Here is a 20,424-nt window from a genome sequence, read left to right as displayed (position 1 = left end):
GTTACCGAAAACAAAGGCACGATCAACAGCTAGTCCCGGCCGCGAATTTGCCACCGGTCTCGTTATGGTATCGGGGCCAGGGCCCCTAGATGCCTTTAGTTATGAGCCGCGCCAATCACCGCTCGACAAACAGCTGTAGACCGGCACCGCACCCACCGAACGCGCAAAGAAAAAGCCGCCGTCCGGTATCCCGGACGGCGGCTTTTCATTTGTCAGCGCCGGAGCGCCTGAACGCGAGCGATTACTCGCTCTTGTTCAGGTAATCGCCGGCGTCCGCATCGGTGCCGTGGCCCGAGGGGACCACGCTGGCCAGCGCGTCGTCGCCGGTGCCGCCGGCGTCGCGCGTGGAGCGGGCCAGTTCGGCGTCATGCTCTTCCTTTGCCGAGTTCGGCGCGATCAGCGTGGCTTCGTTCATGCGGCGCTGGGCCACCCGAAGCGCCGCATCACGCGACGAGGCCGCGACACGCAGGCGGTTCATGCCTGCGCCGGTGCCCGCCGGGATCAGACGACCGACGATCACATTCTCCTTGAGGCCGAGCAGGGTGTCCTGCTTGCCCTGCACGGCTGCTTCCGTGAGAACGCGGGTGGTCTCCTGGAACGACGCCGCCGAGATGAAGCTGCGGGTCTGCAGCGACGCCTTGGTGATGCCGAGAAGGATCGGCTTGCCCTGTGCGGGGGTCTGACCCTTTTCGAGCTTGGCGTTCTGCTCGTCCATCTCGTCGCGGTCGAGCTGCTCGCCCACCAGCAGGGTGGTGTCGCCGGACTCGATGATCTCGACCTTCTGCAGCATCTGGCGAACGATCACCTCGATGTGCTTGTCGTTGATCTTCACGCCCTGGAGACGATAGACCTCCTGGATTTCCGACACGAGATATTCCGCGAGCGGCTCGATGCCGAGCACTTCGAGGATGTCGTGCGGATCGGGCGAGCCGCCGATCAAATTGTCGCCACGCTTGACGTAGTCGCCTTCCTGGACGTCGATCACCTTCGACTTCGGCACCAGATACTCCACGACCTCGCCGCCGTCCTCGGGCATGATCCCGATCTTGCGCTTGGCCTTGTAGTCCTTGCCGAAGACGACGCGGCCCGAGACCTTCGCGATGATCGCGTTTTCCTTGGGCTTGCGGGCTTCGAACAGCTCGGCGACGCGCGGCAGACCGCCGGTGATGTCGCGGGTCTTGGCGGACTCGCGGCTGACACGGGCGAGAACGTCACCCGCCGACACCTGCGCACCATCCTCGACCGAGAGCACTGCGCCCGGTGCGAGCATGTAGCGGCCTGCCTCCTCGGCGCTTTCGCCGGTGAGGGTCAGGCGCGGACGAAGGTCTTCCTTCTTGGCGGAGATGCCACGGTTCTCGGTGATGACGCGCTGGGCGATGCCCGTCGCTTCGTCGACCTGCTCGGTCATCGTCTTGCCTTCGATGACCTCGACATACTTCACGATGCCGGGGTTCTCGGTGATCACCGGCATGGTGAACGGATCCCACTCCGCCATGCGGTCGCCCTGCGAGACGATGTGGCCATCGTCGAACAGCACATAGGCGCCGTACGGGATGCGGTGCACCGCGAGCTCGCGGCCGTCCATGTCGACGATCGCCAGTTCGGCCGAACGCGAAGTCACCACGCGGCGGCCACGCTGATCGACGATCATGCGGACGTCGCGGAATTCGACCTTGCCGTCCGACGGCGCTTCTAGGTTCGACTGCTCGTTGAGCTGCGCCGCGCCGCCGATGTGGAAGGTCCGCATCGTCAGCTGGGTGCCCGGCTCGCCGATCGACTGCGCCGCGATGACGCCGACCGCTTCACCGATGTTCACCGGAGTGCCGCGCGCGAGGTCACGCCCGTAGCACTTGCCGCAAACGCCGATCCGCGCCTCGCAGACCAGCGGCGAGCGGATCTTCATCCCCTGGATGCCGATGGCTTCGATCTGCGTGATCATCGCCTCGTCGAGCAACGTGCCCGACGGGATGACGACGTCGTTGGTCTTTGCATCGACAACGTCTTCCGCAGTCGTACGACCCAGAATACGCTCGCCGAGCGACGCGATGGTCGAGCCGCCCTGAACGATCGCACGCATTTCCAGGGCGCGCTCGGTGCCGCAATCCTCCTCCATGATGACGCAGTCCTGCGACACGTCGACGAGGCGGCGGGTGAGGTAGCCCGAGTTGGCGGTCTTCAGCGCGGTATCCGCGAGGCCCTTGCGGGCGCCGTGGGTCGAGTTGAAGTATTCGAGGACGGTCAGGCCTTCCTTGAAGTTCGAGATGATCGGCGTCTCGATGATCTCGCCCGACGGCTTGGCCATCAGGCCGCGCATGCCGGCAAGCTGCTTGATCTGCGCCTGCGAACCACGAGCACCCGAATGGGCCATCATGTAGATCGAGTTGATCGGAGCTTCACGGCCGTTGGGCAGCCGCTTCACCGCCTTGATCTCGTCCATCATGGCGCCTGCCACCTGGTCGCCGCAACGGCTCCAGGCGTCGATCACCTTGTTGTACTTCTCCTGCTGCGTGATCAGACCGTCCTGATACTGCTGCTCGTAATCCTTCACGAGTGCCTTGGTCTCGTCGACCATGCCGACCTTGGCGTCCGGGATGATCATGTCGTCCTTGCCGAACGAAATGCCCGCCTTGAACGCGTGACGGAAGCCCAGTGCCATGATCGCGTCGGCGAACAGCACGGTCTCCTTTTGGCCGGTGTGGCGATAGACCTCGTCGATCACGTCGCCCACGTCCTTCTTGGTGAGGAGGCGGTTGACGGTCTCGAACGGCACCTTGTGCGACTGCGGGAGCGTCTCGCCGAGCAGCATGCGGCCCGGCGTCGTCTCGTAGCGCTTGAGGTACTGCTTGCCCTCTTCGTCGGTCTGCGGAACGCGGCTGGTGATCTTGGTGTGCAAGGTCACCGCACCGGCGTTGAGCGCCTGGTGGACTTCGGACATGTCGCCTAGCAGCATGCCTTCGCCCGGCTCGCCGGTCTTCTCCATCGAGAGATAGTAGAGACCCAGCACCATGTCCTGCGACGGCACGATGATCGGCTTGCCATTCGCGGGGCTGAGGATGTTGTTGGTCGACATCATCAGGACGCGCGCTTCCAACTGCGCTTCAAGCGACAGCGGGACGTGGACGGCCATCTGGTCACCGTCGAAGTCGGCGTTGAATGCCGAGCAGACCAGCGGGTGGAGCTGAATCGCCTTGCCTTCGATCAGGACCGGCTCGAACGCCTGGATGCCAAGACGGTGAAGCGTCGGCGCGCGGTTCAGCAGAACCGGGTGCTCGCGGATCACTTCGTCCAGGATGTCCCAGACTTCCTTGCGCTCCTTCTCGACCCACTTCTTCGCCTGCTTGAGGGTCATCGAGAGACCCTTGGCGTCGAGGCGGGCGTAGATGAACGGCTTGAACAGCTCGAGCGCCATCTTCTTGGGCAGGCCGCACTGGTGCAGCTTGAGCTCCGGACCGGTGACGATGACCGAACGGCCCGAATAGTCGACGCGCTTGCCCAGAAGGTTCTGGCGGAAGCGGCCCTGCTTGCCCTTGAGCATGTCGGACAGCGACTTGAGTGGACGCTTGTTGGCGCCCGTGATCGTGCGACCGCGGCGGCCGTTGTCGAACAGTGCGTCGACGGCCTCCTGAAGCATGCGCTTCTCGTTGCGCACGATGATGTCCGGCGCACGCAGCTCCATCAGCCGCTTGAGGCGGTTGTTGCGGTTGATCACGCGGCGATACAGATCGTTGAGATCCGAAGTCGCGAAGCGGCCGCCGTCCAGCGGCACCAGCGGGCGCAGCTCGGGCGGGATGACCGGAACGACATCGAGGATCATCCACTCGGGACGGTTGCCCGAATCGATGAAGCTCTCGACGACCTTCAGCCGCTTGATGATCTTCTTGGGCTTGAGCTCGGACTTGGTGACCGCGAGCTCGTCGAGCAGCTCCTTGCGCTCGCCCTCGAGGTCGAGATCCATGAGCATGATCTTGACGGCTTCGGCGCCGATGCCGGCAGTGAAGGCGTCCTCGCCATATTCATCCTGCGCGTCGAGCAGTTCGTCCTCGGTGAGGAGCTGGAACTTTTCCAGCGGAGTCAGGCCCGGCTCGGTGACGATGTAGCTCTCGAAGTAGAGCACGCGCTCGAGCTGCTTGAGCTGCATGTCGAGCAGCAGGCCGATGCGCGACGGCAGCGACTTGAGGAACCAGATGTGCGCGACCGGGGCGGCGAGTTCGATGTGGCCCATCCGCTCGCGGCGAACCTTCGAGACGGTCACCTCGACGCCGCACTTCTCGCAGACGATGCCCTTGTACTTCATGCGCTTGTACTTGCCGCACAGGCACTCGTAGTCCTTGATCGGACCGAAGATGCGCGCGCAGAACAGGCCGTCACGCTCGGGCTTGAACGTGCGATAATTGATGGTTTCCGGCTTCTTGATCTCGCCGAACGACCACGAGCGGATACGGTCCGGGGACGCGATGCCGATCTGGATCTGGTCGAAGGTCTCCGGCTTGGCCACCGGATTTGCGAAGTTGGTCAGTTCATTCATGTCGTTTTCCCTCAGGAGGGTAAAATCTTGTCGTCGGAGGGGAGGGCGCTACCCGACGGCAGCGCCCGAACCCTTTATTCCGCCGCGATCTGGACGCCGTCGTCGTCGAAGCCCGGCTCGTCGTTCTTGAGTTCGACGTTGAGGCCCAGCGAGCGCATTTCCTTGACGAGAACGTTGAAGCTCTCCGGGATGCCGGCCTCGAAGGTGTCGTCGCCCTTGACGATCGCTTCGTAGACCTTGGTGCGGCCGACCACGTCGTCCGACTTCACCGTCAGCATCTCCTGCAGGGTATAGGCTGCGCCGTACGCCTGCAGTGCCCAGACCTCCATCTCACCGAAGCGCTGGCCACCGAACTGCGCCTTACCACCCAGCGGCTGCTGAGTGACGAGCGAGTAAGGCCCGATCGAACGCGCGTGGATCTTGTCGTCGACGAGATGGTGAAGCTTGAGCATATAGATGATGCCCACGGTTACCTTGCGGTCGAACATGTCGCCCGTGCGTCCGTCGAACAGGTCCGACTGGCCCGACGTATCGAGACCGGCCAGTGCCAGCATTTCGGAAACGTCGGCTTCGCGTGCGCCGTCGAACACCGGAGTCGCCATTGGCACGCCGGGCTTCAGGTTGCCGGCCAGTTCGATGATCTGGTCGGACGTGCGCGCTTCGATCTCGGCGAGATAGTGATCGCCATAGACTTCCTTGAGCCGCGTCTTGACCGCATCGGGCATGTCGCCGCCGACCGCGTCGGGATTGGCATGACGCCAATCTTCCAGCGCGACGCCGATCTGCTGGCCGAGCTGACGCGCAGCCCAGCCGAGATGGGTCTCGAAAATCTGCCCGACGTTCATGCGCGAAGGCACGCCCAGCGGATTGAGCACGAGATCGACCGGCGTACCGTCGGCGAGGAACGGCATGTCCTCCGCCGGCAGGATGCGCGAGATGACGCCCTTGTTGCCGTGACGGCCGGCCATCTTGTCGCCCGGCTGCAGCTTGCGCTTCACCGCGACGAAGACTTTGACCATCTTGAGCACGCCCGGCGGCAGCTCGTCGCCGCGCTCCAGCTTCTCGCGGCGGTCGTCGAACTTCTCCTTGATGCGCTTCACTGCCTCGTCATACTGGGCCTTCACCGCTTCAAGGTTCGACTGCATCGCGTCGTCCTGGACCGAGAACCTCCACCATTCGTGACGATCAACGCTGTCGAGCAGGTCGGCGTCGATGGTGGCGCCCTTCTTGAGGCCCTTCGGCGTCGCAGTCGCAACCTGGCCGAGGAGCATTTCCTTTAGGCGCGACCAGGTCGCACGGTTGAGGATGTTGCGCTCGTCGTCCGAGTCCTTCTTCAGGCGCTCGATTTCCTCGCGCTCGATCGCCATCGCGCGCTCGTCCTTATCGATGCCATGGCGATTGAAGACGCGGACGTCGACGATCGTGCCGGCAACGCCCGGGGGCAAGCGCAGCGAGGTGTCGCGCACGTCCGAGGCCTTTTCGCCGAAGATCGCGCGAAGCAGCTTCTCTTCCGGCGTCATCGGGCTCTCGCCCTTCGGCGTGATCTTGCCGACGAGGATATCGCCCGGCTCGACCTCTGCACCGATGTACACGATGCCCGCTTCGTCGAGATTACGGAGCGCTTCCTCGCCGACGTTCGGGATGTCGCGCGTGATGTCCTCCGGTCCCAGCTTGGTGTCGCGGGCCATCACTTCGAACTCGTCGATATGGATCGACGTGAACACGTCGTCCTTCACGATCCGCTCGCTGATGAGGATCGAATCCTCATAGTTGTAGCCGTTCCACGGCATGAACGCGACGAGCGCGTTGCGGCCGAGTGCCAACTCGCCGAACTCGGTCGATGGGCCGTCGGCGATGATGTCGCCGGCGTTGACCACGTCGCCCACCTTCACCAGCGGACGCTGGTTGATGCAGGTCGACTGATTCGAGCGCTGGAACTTCATCAGCGTGTAGATGTCGACCCCGCTGGCGGTTGCCTCGACGTCGCCCGATGCGCGGATGACGATACGCGTCGCGTCGACCTGATCGACAATGCCCGAACGGCGTGCGCCGATCGCTGCACCCGAATCGCGGGCGACGGTCTCTTCCATGCCGGTGCCGACGAACGGCGCTTCGGCCTTCACCAGCGGAACGGCCTGGCGCTGCATGTTCGAGCCCATCAGCGCGCGATTGGCGTCATCGTTTTCCAGGAACGGAATGAGCGATGCGGCGACCGAGACGAGCTGCTTGGGGCTGACGTCCATCAGCGTGATCTGCTCGGGCAGCGCCATCAGGAATTCGCCTGCCTGACGCGACGAGACGAGGTCCTCGGTGAAGCGGCTCTCGCCGTCGAGCTCTGCCGACGCCTGCGCGATCGTGTGCTTGGCCTCTTCCATCGCCGACAGATAGACAACGTCGTTGGTCACCTTGCCGTCGATGATGCGGCGATAGGGCGTCTCGATGAAGCCGTACTTGTTGACGCGCGAGAAGCTCGCCAGCGAGTTGATCAGGCCGATGTTCGGGCCTTCCGGCGTTTCGATCGGGCAGATGCGGCCATAGTGCGTCGGATGAACGTCGCGGACTTCGAAGCCCGCGCGCTCACGCGTGAGACCACCCGGCCCGAGCGCCGAAACGCGACGCTTGTGCGTCACTTCGGAGAGCGGGTTGGTCTGATCCATGAACTGGCTGAGCTGCGACGAACCGAAGAATTCGCGAACCGCGGCAACCGCCGGCTTGGCGTTGATAAGGTCGTTTGGCATCACGGTCGAGACGTCGACCGAGCTCATGCGCTCCTTCACGGCGCGCTCCATGCGGAGCAGGCCGACGCGATACTGGTTCTCCAGCAGCTCGCCCACCGAACGCACGCGGCGATTGCCGAGATTGTCGATGTCGTCGACTTCGCCCTTGCCGTCCTTGAGGTCGACGAGGGTCTTGACCACCGCGAGGATGTCCTCGGTGCGCAGCGTCGTGACGGTGTCCTCGGCGTCGAGGTCGAGGCGCATGTTGAGCTTGACGCGGCCCACGGCCGACAGGTCGTAGCGCTCCGGATCGAAGAACAGGCCGGCGAACAGCGATTCCGCGGTCTCGAGCGTCGGCGGCTCGCCGGGGCGCATGACGCGGTAGATGTCGGACAGCGCCTGCTCGCGCTCTTCGGCCTTGTCGACCTTGAGCGTGTTGCGGATCCACGGACCCGTCGAGATGTGATCGATGTCGAGCAGCTCGAGCTTCTCGATGCCCGCCTTGTCGAGCAATTCGAGATTCTCGGCCGACACTTCGTCGCCGGCTTCGATGTAGATCTCGCCGGTCGACTCGTTGATCAGGTCATAGGCGCTATAGCGGCCGAAGATTTCCTCGGTCGGGATCAGCAGCGTCTCGAGACCGTCCTTGGCCGACTTGTTTGCGGCACGCGGGCTGATCTTCTGGCCGGCGGGGAATACGATCTCGCCCGACTTGGCGTCGACGATGTCGAACATCGGCTTGGCACCGCGCCAGTTCTCGGCGGCAAACGGAATCTGCCAGCCGCCCGGACCGCGGACATAGGTCACGCGGTTGTAGAAGTAATTGAGGATGTCCTCGCTGTTCATGCCCAGGGCATAGAGCAGCGACGTCACCGGCAGCTTGCGCTTGCGGTCGATGCGGACGTTGACGATGTCCTTGGCGTCGAACTCGAAATCGAGCCAAGAGCCGCGATACGGGATCACGCGGGCGGCGAAGAGATACTTGCCCGACGCGTGCGTCTTGCCGCGGTCATGATCGAACAGGACACCCGGCGAGCGGTGCATCTGGCTGACGATGACGCGCTCGGTGCCGTTGATGAAGAAGGTGCCGTTGCCCGTCATCAGGGGCATGTCGCCCATGTAGACGTCCTGCTCCTTGATATCGAGGACCGAACGGGCTTCCGTATCGGGATCCACCTCGAACACGATCAGGCGAAGGGTAACGCGCATCGGCGCTGCGTAGGTGATGCCGCGCTGACGGCATTCCTCGACGTCGAACTTGGGGTTCTCGAGTTCGTAGTTGACGAAGTCCAGCTCGGCGGTGCCGGCGAAGTCGCGGATCGGGAACACCGACCGGAGCGTCTTCTCGAGGCCCGAGACATAGCCGATCGAAGGATCGCTGCGGAGAAACTGCTCGTAGGATTCGCGCTGAACCTCGATCAGGTTCGGCATCTGCACCACTTCGTGGATGTTGCCGAACACCTTGCGGATGCGGCGCTTCATCGTGCCGCCTTCGATCGCTTTGGTTGCCATGGGTGAAATTTGCCTCGTCAGCCGTAATTGCGTGCCCCTGATCCGGGGCCGGGACGTGCGAAAGGACGCGAAAAGGCCGCACGACTCCCTTTCGGGTTTCGGCAGCTTTCAGCGTCCTATGAACCCCACAACGCCAATTCGCACGATGCACTGCGCGACGGTGCATCATTTCCCGGTGCTGTGGTGTGAAGGCGATATAGGAGCCGGGTAGCCTCGTGTCAATTTCGGCGAGAACCTTTTCCGCTTTGGCAAGTGCGGAAGTGTCCGTTCCGCACTCTCAACGCCGCACAAGCAGTACCCCACCGACGATCAGGGCAAGGCCGATCACCCGAGTCAGCGTGACGGCATTCTTGTCGAGGCCCAGCACGCCGAAATGATCGAAGATCACAGCCGCGGTCAGCTGCGCGGCGATGGTCAGCGTCAGGGTGACCGCCAGCCCGAGCCGCGGTGTGGCGAACGACACCGCCGCCACGAAGAACGCGCCATACAGCCCGCCCGCCCAGGCCCAGGGCGGCGCCTGGCGCGCCGCGGCGAGCGGCGTCCGGTCGAGCAGCGCCCAGATCGTCAGGATCGCCGCGGTGCCGCCGACAAAGGAGATCGAGGCGGCGAGCCATAGCGATCCCGATGTCCGGGCAAGCGTCGCGTTGGTCGGCGCCTGCACCGCGACGCACAGTCCGGCGATCAGCGCGACGAGTATCGGAAGCACGGCCTGCATCTGGGATTTCCTAATTCGACGGGAGCAGGATGCTCGACGCGGCGCTCATATTCCTTCGAGCCGTTTGCGCCAGTCCTCGACGGTTCCCGAGCGAAGTCGCCGTGCCGCGGTTTCGCGCCAGCGCTCCGGAAGCAGGGGCAGGGCGGCGATCGCCGCCAGGCTCTCGCGGTCCATCACGTCGACATAGAGGACGTGGCGCAGCCGATCGATCGTCCATTCGGGTATCGGCCGCTCGAGGACTTGCAGCGCATCGCCGGGGCCGACATCGCCTTCCTCGATCACGCGATAATACCAGCCGGTGCGTCCGCTCCGCTGCGTGCGCAGCGCCATGTCGGCAACCTCGAAGCGGAGATTCAGCCGAAAGCAGGGCTGGCGGCCTTGCGACACTTCGATCACTGCTTCACCCAACCGGAATCGATCGCCGATCGCGACGTCGGCTTCGGTGAGGCCGGTCATGGCAATATTCTCGCCGAACGCGCCGGGGTGGTCGAGCAGCGGATGCGCGCCAAGCTCGGCCCGCCACGCCGCATAATGATCGATCGGATAGTGGTGCACGGCCTTGTCCGGGCCGCCATGATGCCGCGTATCGCCCTGCTTGTCGCCGGCGAACCCCGTGCGCGACAGGCGCAGCGGCCGATCGTGCGGGTGCTTGGCGATGCCGCTTGGCACCTGCCGGGGTCCTAGCGGCCGCACTGTGCCGGTTAGCAATGCCTCGACCACGAGGCTCACAGGGTGTCCAGCGGAAGCGGGGTGGGGCGGAGCGTCGATGCGACAGCGGCCAGTTCGGCGAGCTGCGTCTCGATCGGCATCTCGCTCCACGGCGCCTCGGGCGTCGCCTCCAGCATCGCATAGGTTATCGACACCGCCGGCGCTGCCGCATCGACCACGAATGCGCCCGCAGCGACTCTCGCGACCAACATTCCGGTGAACAGGTCGCCGGTTCCCGCAGGTCGCACCGACAGCCGCGGCGTCGTGAACGCCCAGCCGCTCAAGCCCTCAAGAACCAGCTTTCGAAGCGCGTCGCCGCTCGATTGCCCGCCAGTGATCACGATATCCGCAGGCCCGATCCGGCGCAGGGCGAGGAGAAGTGCGGCCGGCTCCGCCGCCGCGAGCCCGGTGATCGCCGCTGTTTCCCGCGCATCGTCGGATAATGCGGATGGTTCGAAAGAAGGGTGGTCGGGATTTCGGTCACCTGCGCGCCGAACAGCCGCATCGCCGGCTCCGCGCCGAATTGCCGACATGCCCGTGCAGCACTGGCTCTGGATCGAGAGGATGCGGGGCGCGTCCACGCTGGTCAGGCCTCCAGCGCGGCGAGCCACGGCGTCAGCACCCGGTCGGCGACCTGCGTCAGGGACGCGGCGTGCAGCTTGGCACCCTGTCTCAGGGTTTCGGGATCCAGTCCGGCACTGGCGATCTCCCCGGCATGGCCAGTGAGCCACCGCTCGATCCCGGCGCCGGCCTCTAGATGGAATTGCAGCGCCAGCACGTTCGCGCCGATCGCAAAGGCCTGGTTCGCATAGGCATCCGTCGATGCGAGCAACGTCGCGCCCTCGGGCAAGTCAAACGTGTCGCCATGCCAGTGGAGGACTGGCTGGTCCGGTGCGACGTACCCGAGCGGCGAAGCGGCGCCTTCTGACGTGAGGGAGATTGGCGCGAAACCGATTTCCTTGGCCGGCCCCGGATAAACCCGCCCGCCCGCCGCCCGCGCGATCAACTGAGCGCCCAGGCAGATGCCCAGGATCGGCTTTCCCGCGGCGATCCGCGTCGCGATGAGTTGCAACTCCTGGGTCAGGAAGGGATGGATATCTTCCTCATAGACACCCATCGGTCCGCCCAGCACAACGAGCAGCGGCGTCGCCAGCGGGTCAATCGTCGCCAGGTCGTCCGTGCCGGCATCGTAATAGCGCACTGTATAGCCCGCGCGCAGCAACGGCGCTTCGAAGAAGCCGAGATCCTCGAATGCGATATGGCGGATCGCCGCCACAGTCTTCAGCATGATCCGGCTCCTACTTCGCAGCGATCTCCCGGCGCTTCTGTCGCCGGCTCCTGCGCCGCAGGGGCGGCCTCGCCGGCATCGCGGAGCAGCGCCATGATTTCGGCGCCCAGCTCTAGGTCGGGCATATGGCCGAAGACCTGCTGGCGCAGATTGCCCGCGGCGTCGATCAGCATCAGCGTCGGCGTCCCCTGAAACCGGTAGCGCCGCATCGTGACAGGCAGGGGATCGCCAGCCACGTGCCGGTCGACGCCGACCGGGAAGCGGACACGATATTCGTGGAGGAATGCCTTCAGGCTGGGTTCGCGCATCGCGTCATGGTGCTCGAAGACGCTGTGCAGGCCAAGCACCATCACGTCCTTGCCGAAGCGCTCGTGGACCTTGAGGAGCTGCGGGATCGTGTGCGCCACGCAGCCGGGGCAGAGCATCTGGAATGCAGCTGCAACGATCGGCTTGCCGCGCAGCGCGGCGAGCGAGAGCGGCGCGGGTGTGTTCAGCCAGCTGGAGCAATCCCATTCGGGGGCAGGGTGAAATGAGGCCATGACCAAAGTCTCCTTGCGATTACTGTCATAGGACATTAATTCCGCATTCATGAGACATAGATATTTGTGCGGCGCGAGCGCAGTCAAGATCGCCGAGGCAGTCGAAGGTGCAATTCGTGAAGGAAAATTGGCCGAGGGCGAGCGGATCGAGAGCGTACGGGCGGCTGCGGAGCTGCTAGGGGTCAACCGCAACACTGTCGCGCGCGCCTATCAAAGCCTGCGCGATCGCGGGCTGCTCGTTGCATCGGGCGGCCGCGGCGGGATGCATGTCGCGCGGACGGGCACGCTGGAGGCCCGGGCAACGCGCTTCCCCGCCGGGATCTGCGATCTCGCATCGGGTAACGTCGATCCCGGCTTCCTGCCCGATATCACTCCTGCACTCCAGTCGATCGGGCGTCCGCCTTCAGGCTATGACGATGCTGGCGACGATCCGGCGTTCTTGGCCTTTGCCCGGGCGCGGCTTGCCGAGGAGGGGCTGGACGTCCGCCATCCATGCCTGGTGTCGGGTGCGCTGGATGCCGTCGAGCGGGCAATGCGCGCGCAGGTCCGTCCGGGCGCCACTGTGCTGGTCGAGGATCCCGGCTACCCCCCGCTGTTCGATCTCTTGCGCTCGCTGGGTCTGCGACTGCGCCCGCTGGCGCTCGACGATGGCGGCCCGAGTGCCGATGCGCTGGAGCAGGGCTTGGCCGCGGGCGCGCAGGCCGTCGTGCTGACGCCGCGCGCGCAGAACCCGTTCGGCTGCGATATCGGCCGCCGGCGCGCTCGCGAATTGGGCGACGTGCTGGAACGCTATCCAGATGCCTTCCTCGTCCTCGATGATCATTGGGGGCCATTGGCGCAGGGGCCACTGGAGATGAAACCCGGGGGCCGGCGGCGCTGGCTATTCGTACGGTCGGTCTCCAAATTCCTCGGGCCCGATCTCCGCCTCGCGGTCGCGCTGGGCGACGACGTCACGATCGGCCGGATGAAGCGCCAGCTCGGGCTTGGGCCGCGCTGGGTGAGCGGGATACTCCAGCGGCTGGCGCATGCATTATGGGAATCGGGCGGGACCGATCGCCTGTTGGACGCCGCACGCCGCCGCTACAGTGAACGCAGGAACGCGCTGGTCGAAGCTCTCGTCCGGCGCAACATCGTGGTGCACGGGCGCTCGGGGATTCATTTATGGCTTCCGGTTCGCAGTGAGGCCGATGTGGCGCAGGCGCTGCTTGCGCGTGGCTGGGCGGTCCAGCCGGGCGAGCCTTTTCGACTGGCGGCCGGACCTGGCATCCGCCTGTCGATCGGCATGCTGGACGAGGACCGGGCCGAGGCGCTGGCACAGGACATCGCCGAATGCGTCCGCCATACCCGGGCGCGCATCGCCTGAGCGAGTGGGAGCAGTCGCTGTAGTGCGGCCCAAAGGGCAACTTGCTTGCGGTGCGGGGGCGGACGCCCCTATCTAGCCGCATGCATGTGACATCCGATACGCTGGGCCTGATCGGCAACACTCCGCTGGTGCGGCTCAAGGGGCCAAGCGAGGCGACCGGCTGCGACATTTTCGGCAAGTGCGAGTTCGCCAATCCGGGCGCGTCGGTCAAGGACCGCGCCGCGCTGTTCATCGTCCAGGACGCCGAGGAGCGCGGCCTGATCGCGCCGGGCGGGACGATCGTGGAGGGAACCGCGGGCAATACCGGCATCGGCCTCGCACTGGTCGCCAATGCCAAGGGCTACAAGACGATCATCGTCATGCCCGAGACGCAGAGCCGCGAGAAGATGGACACGCTGCGCGCGCTCGGCGCCGAATTGGTGCTGGTGCCCGCCGCACCCTATTCGAACCCCGGCCATTTCGTGCACACGTCGCGCCGCATCGCCGAAGAGACGCCCAACGCGATCTGGGCCAACCAGTTCGACAATATCGCCAATCGTCGCGCGCACATCGTCGGCACCGCCGAGGAGATCTGGAGCCAGATGGACGGTCGGATCGACGGCTTCACCTGCTCGGTGGGCACCGGCGGCACGCTGGCGGGCGTCGGATTGGGGCTCAAGGCCAAGGACGAACAGGTCTGCATCGCGCTCAGCGATCCGCACGGCGCCGCGCTCTATGATTATTATGCGCATGGTGAGCTCCGCTCCGAAGGCTCCTCGGTCGCCGAGGGGATCGGGCAGGGGCGGATCACCAACAATCTCGAAGGTGCGCCGGTCGACACTCAGTTCCGCATCTCCGACGAGGAGGGCCTCGAATGGGTCCGCCGCCTGCTCGCCGAGGAAGGGCTGTGCCTCGGGCTGTCGTCGGGCATCAACGTTGCCGGCGCAGTCCGGCTGGCGCAGCAGCTGGGGCCGGGCAAGCGCATCGCGACGATCCTGTGCGATACGGGCTTTCGCTACCTCTCGACGCTCTACAATGGCGCCTGGCTGCGCGACAAAGGGCTCCCCGTTCCCGAGTGGCTGGACGCTGCCTGACACCGTGCCTCGACAAAGTCCCGTCAAGGCGTTACATTTATGCCACAGCTTATGAAGCCGGGATCGCAAGACTCAGAACAAGCGATGCAGCGTGTCCGGGTCGGTATGACCGGGCTGGCGATGGTGCTGGTCCTGATCGGACTGGCCAGCGCGATCTTTTCCTCGGCCAATCGCGACGAGCCGGTTTCGGCGATCGGTGCGCCGAATGCCTCGGTGGTCGCCAACATGACCAGCGCGCCGGGCAATACCGCCGTCGACAAGGGCAAGGACGAGCCGCTCGCCGAGCTGGGCGTGGCGCCGAGCACCTCTTCGACCGGCAGCCCCTCCGGCGGGCCGCAAGGCGACACGCCGCAGCAATAAAGCTCTGACGGGACGCGCCGGGAAATCGCTTGCGCACCGTCCAATCTGAATCTTGCTGTTCCGCGGCGAGGGCCGGGGCCAGTTGCGATGTGGTTCGATAGGGCTGTCTCAACGCGCCGGGTTCGTCGAGCCGGGCCCCGGCCTTCGCCGGGGAGCAAATCACCTCAAACTGCTCGCCTGCGTTTGGTGTGAACCTGCCGCCAAACCCCGAGGCAACCACAAATCGGGTTGGTAACGCTCGGCTTTGCCCGGCTCTGCACCCGCGCGCTTGGCGGCTGGTGGAACTTATCTGGAACGTATCATGACTCAAAGTAAAACGTCATGAATTTGACGTGGAAAGTGGGGCAAATTCCCGCGTGATCCCCACTTTACCCGTTGTATCCCGGCAGAGTTTGTGATCAAACAAGATGCTTAAGGGGGCACGAACCCTTTCACCGTGAGATCAAGCGCCGGGAAGTGGCCGGGAAACCGCGATTCCGGAGACGGGGAAGGCGTGCCCAAAAGGGGTTTGGGCGTGGCGGACAGGGAGCTCTTCGAGGGATTTGCGCTCCAGGCGGTGGACCAGAAGGGCCGCGTCGCCATTCCCGCAGACCTGCGCGCCGCCGCCGAGCGCAATTCCGATATCCGCCAGATCGTCGTCGGCCTCCACCGGGAGGATCCGTGCCTCTCCGCGCATGACCTGAGCTGGTCGAAGGAAAAATACGATCGTCTCGACCGCAAGGAGCAGGCTGCCGAGGAGCGCGGCTCAGACGTCGACAGCCGTGCCAAGCGCCGCGCCTTCGGCCTGGTCGAGAAGGCGCCGTTCGATGACAGCGGCCGCTTCGTGATTCCGCCCTTCTTCCGGATGAAGGCGAGAATCGGCAAATGGGCATTCTTCAACGGCAGCGGCGAGACGTTCGACGTCTGGGCGCCCGAAGTGCTGCTCGCCGACGACAACGCCGATCCCGGCCTGCGCGAGATCTGTGCGTTTCTCTGCGAGTCCAAGGGCGTGAAGCTGTGAACGCCCCCCATATCCCCGTGCTGCTCGATGAAGTGATCGACGGCCTCGCCATCGTGCCCGGCGAGCGTCATGTCGACGCTACTTTCGGAGCAGGCGGCTACACCAACGCCATCCTCGAGCGGGGTGCCGAGGTGGCCGCTTTCGATCGCGATCCCAATGCGATCGAAGGCGGCCAAACTCTCGTGGCGGAATCGGGTGGGCGGCTGACCTTGATCGAAGCGCCGTTCAGCCAGCTGGAAGGCGAACTGACGCGCCGCGGGCTCGTGGCGGTCGACGGCGTGACCATGGATATCGGCGTTTCGTCGATGCAGCTCGATGAGGCCGATCGCGGTTTCTCGTTCCAGAACGACGGTCCGCTCGACATGCGGATGAGCCAGTCGGGGGTCACCGCCGAGGAGTGGCTGAACACCGCAGACGAGGAAGAAATCGCTAACGTTTTATTTAACTTTGGCGAGGAGCCGAAGTCACGCCGAGTCGCCCGCGCGATCGTCTCCGCACGACCCCTTAAGCGGACTTCCGAACTCGCCAACGTGGTTAGAAAATCCTTAAACCATAAACACTACGACAAGAAGGACCCGGCCACCCGGACCTTTCAGGCGATCCGCATCCACTTGAACCGCGAGCTCGATGAACTCGCGGAAGGGCTGGCTGCGGCCGAGCGCGTGCTCAAGCCCGGAGGCAGGTTGGCGGTGGTCACGTTCCACTCGCTCGAGGACCGCATGGTGAAGCGGTTCCTGCGCGAACGGAGCGGCAGCGAACCGGCAGGCTCGCGGCATCGTCCGATGGCAGGCCCCCGGGCCGAGCCGAGTTTCGAGACCCCCGCCAAGGCCGTCCGGCCCGGCGAGGAAGAAGTAGCGCGTAATCCTCGCGCCCGGTCTGCGACGCTGCGTGTGGCGCGTCGAACGGCTGCGGCGCCCTGGGGCAGTGAGGGAGTGAACTGATGGCAGTGCAGGGCTTCAAGGGACTGGGATGGTTCCTGTGCGGCGTTGTCGTGGCGCCGGCATGCTACCTCGTCAATTCACACGGCGCCGCCGAACAGGCGCGCCTCAATTCTACCAAGTCGGCGATCCTTCAGGCGAAGCGCGACATCCGCAGCCTCGAGACCGAGTTCAACACGCGCGCCAACCTCGCCCAGCTCGAGCGCTGGAATGGCGACGTGCTTGCGCTCGCCGCGCCCGCGCCGCAGCAATATCTCGCCAACGAGATGGCGCTGGCCAGCCTCGGCCAGCCGACCGCCGACATTCAGGTTGCCGCTCTGATCGTTCCGACTGGCGCAACCCCGAGCCAGGCCGCTGCGGCGGTTGTGGCGCCCGCTGCCGATCCAGTGCAGGCCGCGCCGCGTGCCGCTGCGCCCGTCAAGAGCGTGGCACAGCAGGACGTGGAGCTGCGCAAGCTGATGAAGAAGGCCGACCGCCAGGCGATCGCTTCGATCGACAAGGGCGTGCTGAGCGCCTCGACGATCGACGACCTGCAGAAGCTGGCGAAGCGCGAGAAGCTCGCACTCCGGTGATCGTCGTCGTCGCCCCATCGGCTCGCAAGGGCCGCTCGGGTGGGACCCGCCAGGCACTCGTCGCCGTCGCCCAGGTACGGCTGATGATCCTGTCGCTGCTGTTCGGCGCCGGCATGCTGGTGGTGATCGGCAAGCTCGCCTTGCTGGCACTGTGGGCCGAGCCCGCCACGGCGCGCGACATCGCATCGGTGCTGGTGCCGCCGCGCGGCGATATCGTCGACCGCAACGGCGCGCCGCTTGCGCGCAGTATCGACGCCTGGTCGATCGCGGTGCATCCCAACCAGGTGATCGGCGACAAGGCCGCGCTCGCGCAGAAGCTTGCCGAGCTGATCCCCGAGCAGACCGCAGACCGCTATCTCACTATTCTCAATTCGGGCGGCAGCTTCGCCTACCTGAAGCGCCGGGCGATGCCCGAGCTGGTGACCGCAGTGAATGCGCTCGGCGAGCCGGGCATGGAATTCCAGCGCGAGCCCGACCGGCTCTATCCGCAATCGACCATGGCGGCGCACATCCTGGGCTTCCTCGATGCCAAGGGCGTTGGCGTTTCGGGCATGGAGAAAGTGCTGGAACCGCATCTGAGCGATCCCGCGCGGCGCGGCGCGCCCGTGGCGCTGTCGATCGACACGCGCGTCCAGGCCGCGCTCGAGAACGAACTGGGCCGGGCTATGATCGACCTGCAGGCGCGCGGCGCCGCGGGAGTGATCCTCGACGTGCGCACCGGCGAGATCCTGGCGATGACGTCGCTGCCGAGCTTCAATCCCAATGCGCTGCCCGGTGCTGCGCCGCCCAACAACGTCACCCAGAGCGTCTATGAGCTGGGCTCGACCTTCAAGCCGCTCGCGGTCGCCGCCGCGATCGATACCGGCGCGATCAGCAACATGGCGCGCCGCTTCGACGCTACCAAGCCGCTCCAGGTCGGCCGCTTCAAGATCAGCGACGATCCCGGCGACGAGCAGTTCCGCTGGCTCAACATTCCCGAGACGCTGATCTACTCTTCGAACATCGCCACCGCGCGCATCGCCGACGAGCTCGGCGCAGAGCGCATGCAGGACCTGTTCCGCCGGCTCGGCTTCGACAAGCGGCCGGCGATCGAGCTGGGCGGCGCCAAGCCCCTCTGGCCGGCCTATTGGGGCCGGGTGACGGTGATGACCACTGCCTATGGCCATGGCATCGCAGTGACGCCGCTGCATCTCGCCAATGCCTATGCGGTGATGGTCAATGGCGGCATCCTGCGCCCGACGACGTTGCTCAAGGTCGATCCGAACCATGTTCCCCAGGGCCAGCGCGCGTTCAAGGAATCGACCAGCGCGCGAATGCGTCAGCTGCTCCGCCTGATCGTGCTCAAGGGCACCGGCAGGAAAGCAGACGCGCCGGGCTTCCGTCTCGGCGGCAAGACCGGCACCGCCGAGGCCGCTTCGGCGGGCGGATACGACAAGCATCGCAACGTTTCGACCTTCGCGGCGGCTTTCCCAATCGACGCGCCGCGTTATGTGGTGGTCGCCATGCTCGATTCCCCCAAGGCCAATGCGAACACGCCTCGCACCACCGCCGGCTGGACCGCCGCTCCCATCGTCGGGCGCGTCGTCAGCCGCACCGGCGCGCTGCTCGGCGTCACCCCCGACAATAATCGCGACATCGACGAGAGCGACTTGCTCCCGCTGATCTGGGCTGGGCCGGAAGCGCCGAAGGCAGGCCGGTGAAGCTGGGCGCGCTGACCGGCGGGGACGAGGCCGCTGCGATCACCGGCTTCGCGATCGATCACCGCAAAGTGGCGCCGGGAACGGTGTTCGGTGCCTTTGAGGGCGCACGGGTCAATGGCGAGGACTTCATTCCCGCCGCCGTGCAGGCGGGTGCCGTCGCGATCGTCGCGCGGCCCGAGGCCGTGGTCGAAGGCGCGCTGCACATCGCCGATTCCAATCCGCGCGAGTGCTTCGCCCGGCTCGCCGCGAAGTTCTTCGCGCCGTTCCCGGAGACGGCGATCGCGGTGACCGGCACCAACGGCAAGACCTCCACGGTTGAGATGACGCGCCAGCTGTGGCGCATGGCCGGGCATCACGCTGCGTCGATCGGCACGCTGGGCGTGACCACGTCCGACGACACGGTCTCGACCGGTCTGACCACCCCCGATGTCGTCACGTTCCTCGCCAATGTCGCCGGGCTTGCCCGAGAAGGCGTGACTCACGTCGCGTTCGAGGCCTCGTCGCACGGCCTGTCGCAATACCGGACCGAGGGGCTGCCGGTGCGGGCGGCTGCGTTCACCAACCTCAGCCGCGATCATCTCGATTATCATGGCGACATGGCGGCCTATTTCCACGCCAAGCTCCGCCTGTTCGCCGACGTGCTCGACATGGACGGCGCCGCAGTGGTCTGGGCCGACGATCCGCACGCGATGCGCGTCGAGGAACTCGCCCGGATGCGCGGCAACAAGCTGATCACCGTCGGCGAGCATGGCGAGACGCTCAAGCTGACCGAGCGCGATCCGACCTTGCTGGGGCAGGGGCTCACCATCGAAGCGGGGGGCAGGACGCACAAGGTGATGCTGCCGCTGATCGGCGCATATCAGGCCGCGAATGCGCTGACCGCGGCGGGGCTGGTGATTGCGACCGGCGGCGATGTCGCCGCGACGATCGCCAATCTGGCGCGGCTCCAGCCCGTGCGCGGCCGGCTCGAACGCGCAGTGATCACGCGCAGCGGCGCGCCGGTCTATGTCGATTACGCCCATACCCCCGATGCGCTGAAAGCGGCGATCGCGGCGCTCAAGCCGCACACCAGCGGCAGGCTGATCCTCGTCTTCGGCGCAGGCGGCGACCGCGACACCGGCAAGCGCGAGCCGATGGGGCAGGCCGCCGCGGCGGGTGCGGACGTGGTGATCGTCACCGACGACAATCCGCGCGGCGAGGATCCGGCGGCGATCCGTGCCGAAGTGCTCAAGGGCGCCCCCGAGGCCACCGAGATCGGCGGCCGCCGCGAGGCGATCGCCGCCGCGGTCACGATGGCGCAGGCGGAGGACATCGTCCTGATCGCCGGCAAGGGCCATGAGCAGGGCCAGATCGTCGGCGACCGCGTGCTTCCTTTCGACGATGTCAGCGTTGCCCGGGAATGCGCTGCGTGACG

Annotated in this window: 15 protein-coding genes; 8 read left to right on the top strand and 7 right to left on the bottom strand. The window is 65.5% G+C overall.

The genetic code is table 11. From position 1 onward, the window contains the following. Positions 1-241: 241 nt before the first annotated feature. The 7 genes from rpoC to BXU08_RS07495 all read right to left on the bottom strand — a co-directional run bounded on the left by rpoC (position 242) and on the right by BXU08_RS07495 (position 12,004). Positions 242-4,525 carry a DNA-directed RNA polymerase subunit beta' gene (gene rpoC, locus BXU08_RS07525; RefSeq protein WP_077509494.1) on the bottom strand — a complete coding sequence of 1,428 codons (4,284 nt, stop codon included), beginning with the start codon at positions 4,523-4,525 and terminating at the stop codon, positions 242-244. Positions 4,526-4,599: 74 nt separating this feature from the next. After that, the gene (gene rpoB, locus BXU08_RS07520) at positions 4,600-8,754 is read right to left on the bottom strand and encodes a DNA-directed RNA polymerase subunit beta (RefSeq protein ID WP_077509493.1); all 4,155 of its coding nucleotides are present in this window, start codon (positions 8,752-8,754) and stop codon (positions 4,600-4,602) included. A gap of 277 nt (positions 8,755-9,031) precedes the next feature. Then, positions 9,032-9,469, bottom strand: a complete 438-nt coding sequence (locus BXU08_RS07515; protein ID WP_077509492.1) for a DMT family transporter — start codon at positions 9,467-9,469, stop codon at positions 9,032-9,034. 45 nt (positions 9,470-9,514) lie between these two features. Continuing rightward, a complete protein-coding gene (locus BXU08_RS07510) occupies positions 9,515-10,198 on the bottom strand; it encodes an MOSC domain-containing protein (RefSeq protein ID WP_077509491.1) in 684 nt (227 codons plus the stop codon). Next, the gene (locus BXU08_RS07505) at positions 10,195-10,758 is read right to left on the bottom strand and encodes a hypothetical protein (protein ID WP_150125458.1); all 564 of its coding nucleotides are present in this window, start codon (positions 10,756-10,758) and stop codon (positions 10,195-10,197) included. The genes BXU08_RS07510 and BXU08_RS07505 overlap by 4 nt, the downstream gene beginning before the upstream one ends. A 5-nt stretch (positions 10,759-10,763) precedes the next feature. Further along, complete coding sequence (locus BXU08_RS07500; protein WP_150125457.1) at positions 10,764-11,465, bottom strand: glutamine amidotransferase; 702 nt, start codon at positions 11,463-11,465, stop codon at positions 10,764-10,766. Beyond that, positions 11,459-12,004, bottom strand: a complete 546-nt coding sequence (locus BXU08_RS07495) for a redoxin domain-containing protein (protein WP_077512133.1) — start codon at positions 12,002-12,004, stop codon at positions 11,459-11,461. The genes BXU08_RS07500 and BXU08_RS07495 overlap by 7 nt, the downstream gene beginning before the upstream one ends. A gap of 49 nt (positions 12,005-12,053) precedes the next feature. Between BXU08_RS07495 and BXU08_RS07490 the strand changes: the two genes are divergently transcribed. From BXU08_RS07490 to BXU08_RS07460, 8 genes are all read left to right on the top strand, one after another. Further along, positions 12,054-13,367, top strand: a complete 1,314-nt coding sequence (locus tag BXU08_RS07490; protein ID WP_077509489.1) for an aminotransferase class I/II-fold pyridoxal phosphate-dependent enzyme — start codon at positions 12,054-12,056, stop codon at positions 13,365-13,367. Positions 13,368-13,447: 80 nt separating this feature from the next. After that, complete coding sequence (locus BXU08_RS07485; protein WP_077509488.1) at positions 13,448-14,440, top strand: cysteine synthase A; 993 nt, start codon at positions 13,448-13,450, stop codon at positions 14,438-14,440. 84 nt (positions 14,441-14,524) lie between these two features. Then, the gene (locus BXU08_RS07480; protein ID WP_077509487.1) at positions 14,525-14,800 is read left to right on the top strand and encodes a hypothetical protein; all 276 of its coding nucleotides are present in this window, start codon (positions 14,525-14,527) and stop codon (positions 14,798-14,800) included. Between the two features lie 514 nt (positions 14,801-15,314). Further along, a complete protein-coding gene (locus BXU08_RS19545; RefSeq protein ID WP_150125456.1) occupies positions 15,315-15,800 on the top strand; it encodes a division/cell wall cluster transcriptional repressor MraZ in 486 nt (161 codons plus the stop codon). Continuing rightward, positions 15,797-16,741, top strand: coding sequence for a 16S rRNA (cytosine(1402)-N(4))-methyltransferase RsmH (rsmH, locus tag BXU08_RS07475; RefSeq protein WP_150125455.1), 945 nt, complete (start codon positions 15,797-15,799; stop codon positions 16,739-16,741). The genes BXU08_RS19545 and rsmH overlap by 4 nt, the downstream gene beginning before the upstream one ends. Further along, a complete protein-coding gene (locus tag BXU08_RS07470; protein ID WP_077509485.1) occupies positions 16,741-17,310 on the top strand; it encodes a hypothetical protein in 570 nt (189 codons plus the stop codon). The genes rsmH and BXU08_RS07470 overlap by 1 nt, the downstream gene beginning before the upstream one ends. After that, positions 17,307-19,010 (top strand): penicillin-binding protein 2, encoded by a 1,704-nt coding sequence (locus tag BXU08_RS07465; RefSeq protein WP_077509484.1) that lies wholly within the window; start codon positions 17,307-17,309, stop codon positions 19,008-19,010. The genes BXU08_RS07470 and BXU08_RS07465 overlap by 4 nt, the downstream gene beginning before the upstream one ends. Then, the gene (locus tag BXU08_RS07460; RefSeq protein ID WP_077509483.1) at positions 19,007-20,422 is read left to right on the top strand and encodes a UDP-N-acetylmuramoyl-L-alanyl-D-glutamate--2,6-diaminopimelate ligase; all 1,416 of its coding nucleotides are present in this window, start codon (positions 19,007-19,009) and stop codon (positions 20,420-20,422) included. The genes BXU08_RS07465 and BXU08_RS07460 overlap by 4 nt, the downstream gene beginning before the upstream one ends. Positions 20,423-20,424: the final 2 nt, after the last annotated feature.

Source organism: Sphingomonas sp. LM7 (genome assembly GCF_002002925.1).
Taxonomy (GTDB): Bacteria; Pseudomonadota; Alphaproteobacteria; order Sphingomonadales; family Sphingomonadaceae; genus Sphingomonas.
The sequence above is the reverse complement of the archived record's forward strand: the minus strand, read 5'-3'. Positions and strand labels throughout refer to the sequence as shown.

Coding starts and splice junctions, on each gene's coding strand:
- BXU08_RS07485 (WP_077509488.1), top strand. CDS start 13,448: ATGCATGTGACATCCGATACGCTGGGCCTGATCGGCAACACTCCGCTG.
- BXU08_RS07470 (WP_077509485.1), top strand. CDS start 16,741: ATGGCAGTGCAGGGCTTCAAGGGACTGGGATGGTTCCTGTGCGGCGTT.
- rpoB (WP_077509493.1), bottom strand. CDS start 8,754: ATGGCAACCAAAGCGATCGAAGGCGGCACGATGAAGCGCCGCATCCGC.
- BXU08_RS07515 (WP_077509492.1), bottom strand. CDS start 9,469: ATGCAGGCCGTGCTTCCGATACTCGTCGCGCTGATCGCCGGACTGTGC.
- BXU08_RS07495 (WP_077512133.1), bottom strand. CDS start 12,004: ATGGCCTCATTTCACCCTGCCCCCGAATGGGATTGCTCCAGCTGGCTG.
- BXU08_RS07480 (WP_077509487.1), top strand. CDS start 14,525: ATGCAGCGTGTCCGGGTCGGTATGACCGGGCTGGCGATGGTGCTGGTC.
- BXU08_RS07500 (WP_150125457.1), bottom strand. CDS start 11,465: ATGCTGAAGACTGTGGCGGCGATCCGCCATATCGCATTCGAGGATCTC.
- BXU08_RS07490 (WP_077509489.1), top strand. CDS start 12,054: ATGAGACATAGATATTTGTGCGGCGCGAGCGCAGTCAAGATCGCCGAG.
- rpoC (WP_077509494.1), bottom strand. CDS start 4,525: ATGAATGAACTGACCAACTTCGCAAATCCGGTGGCCAAGCCGGAGACC.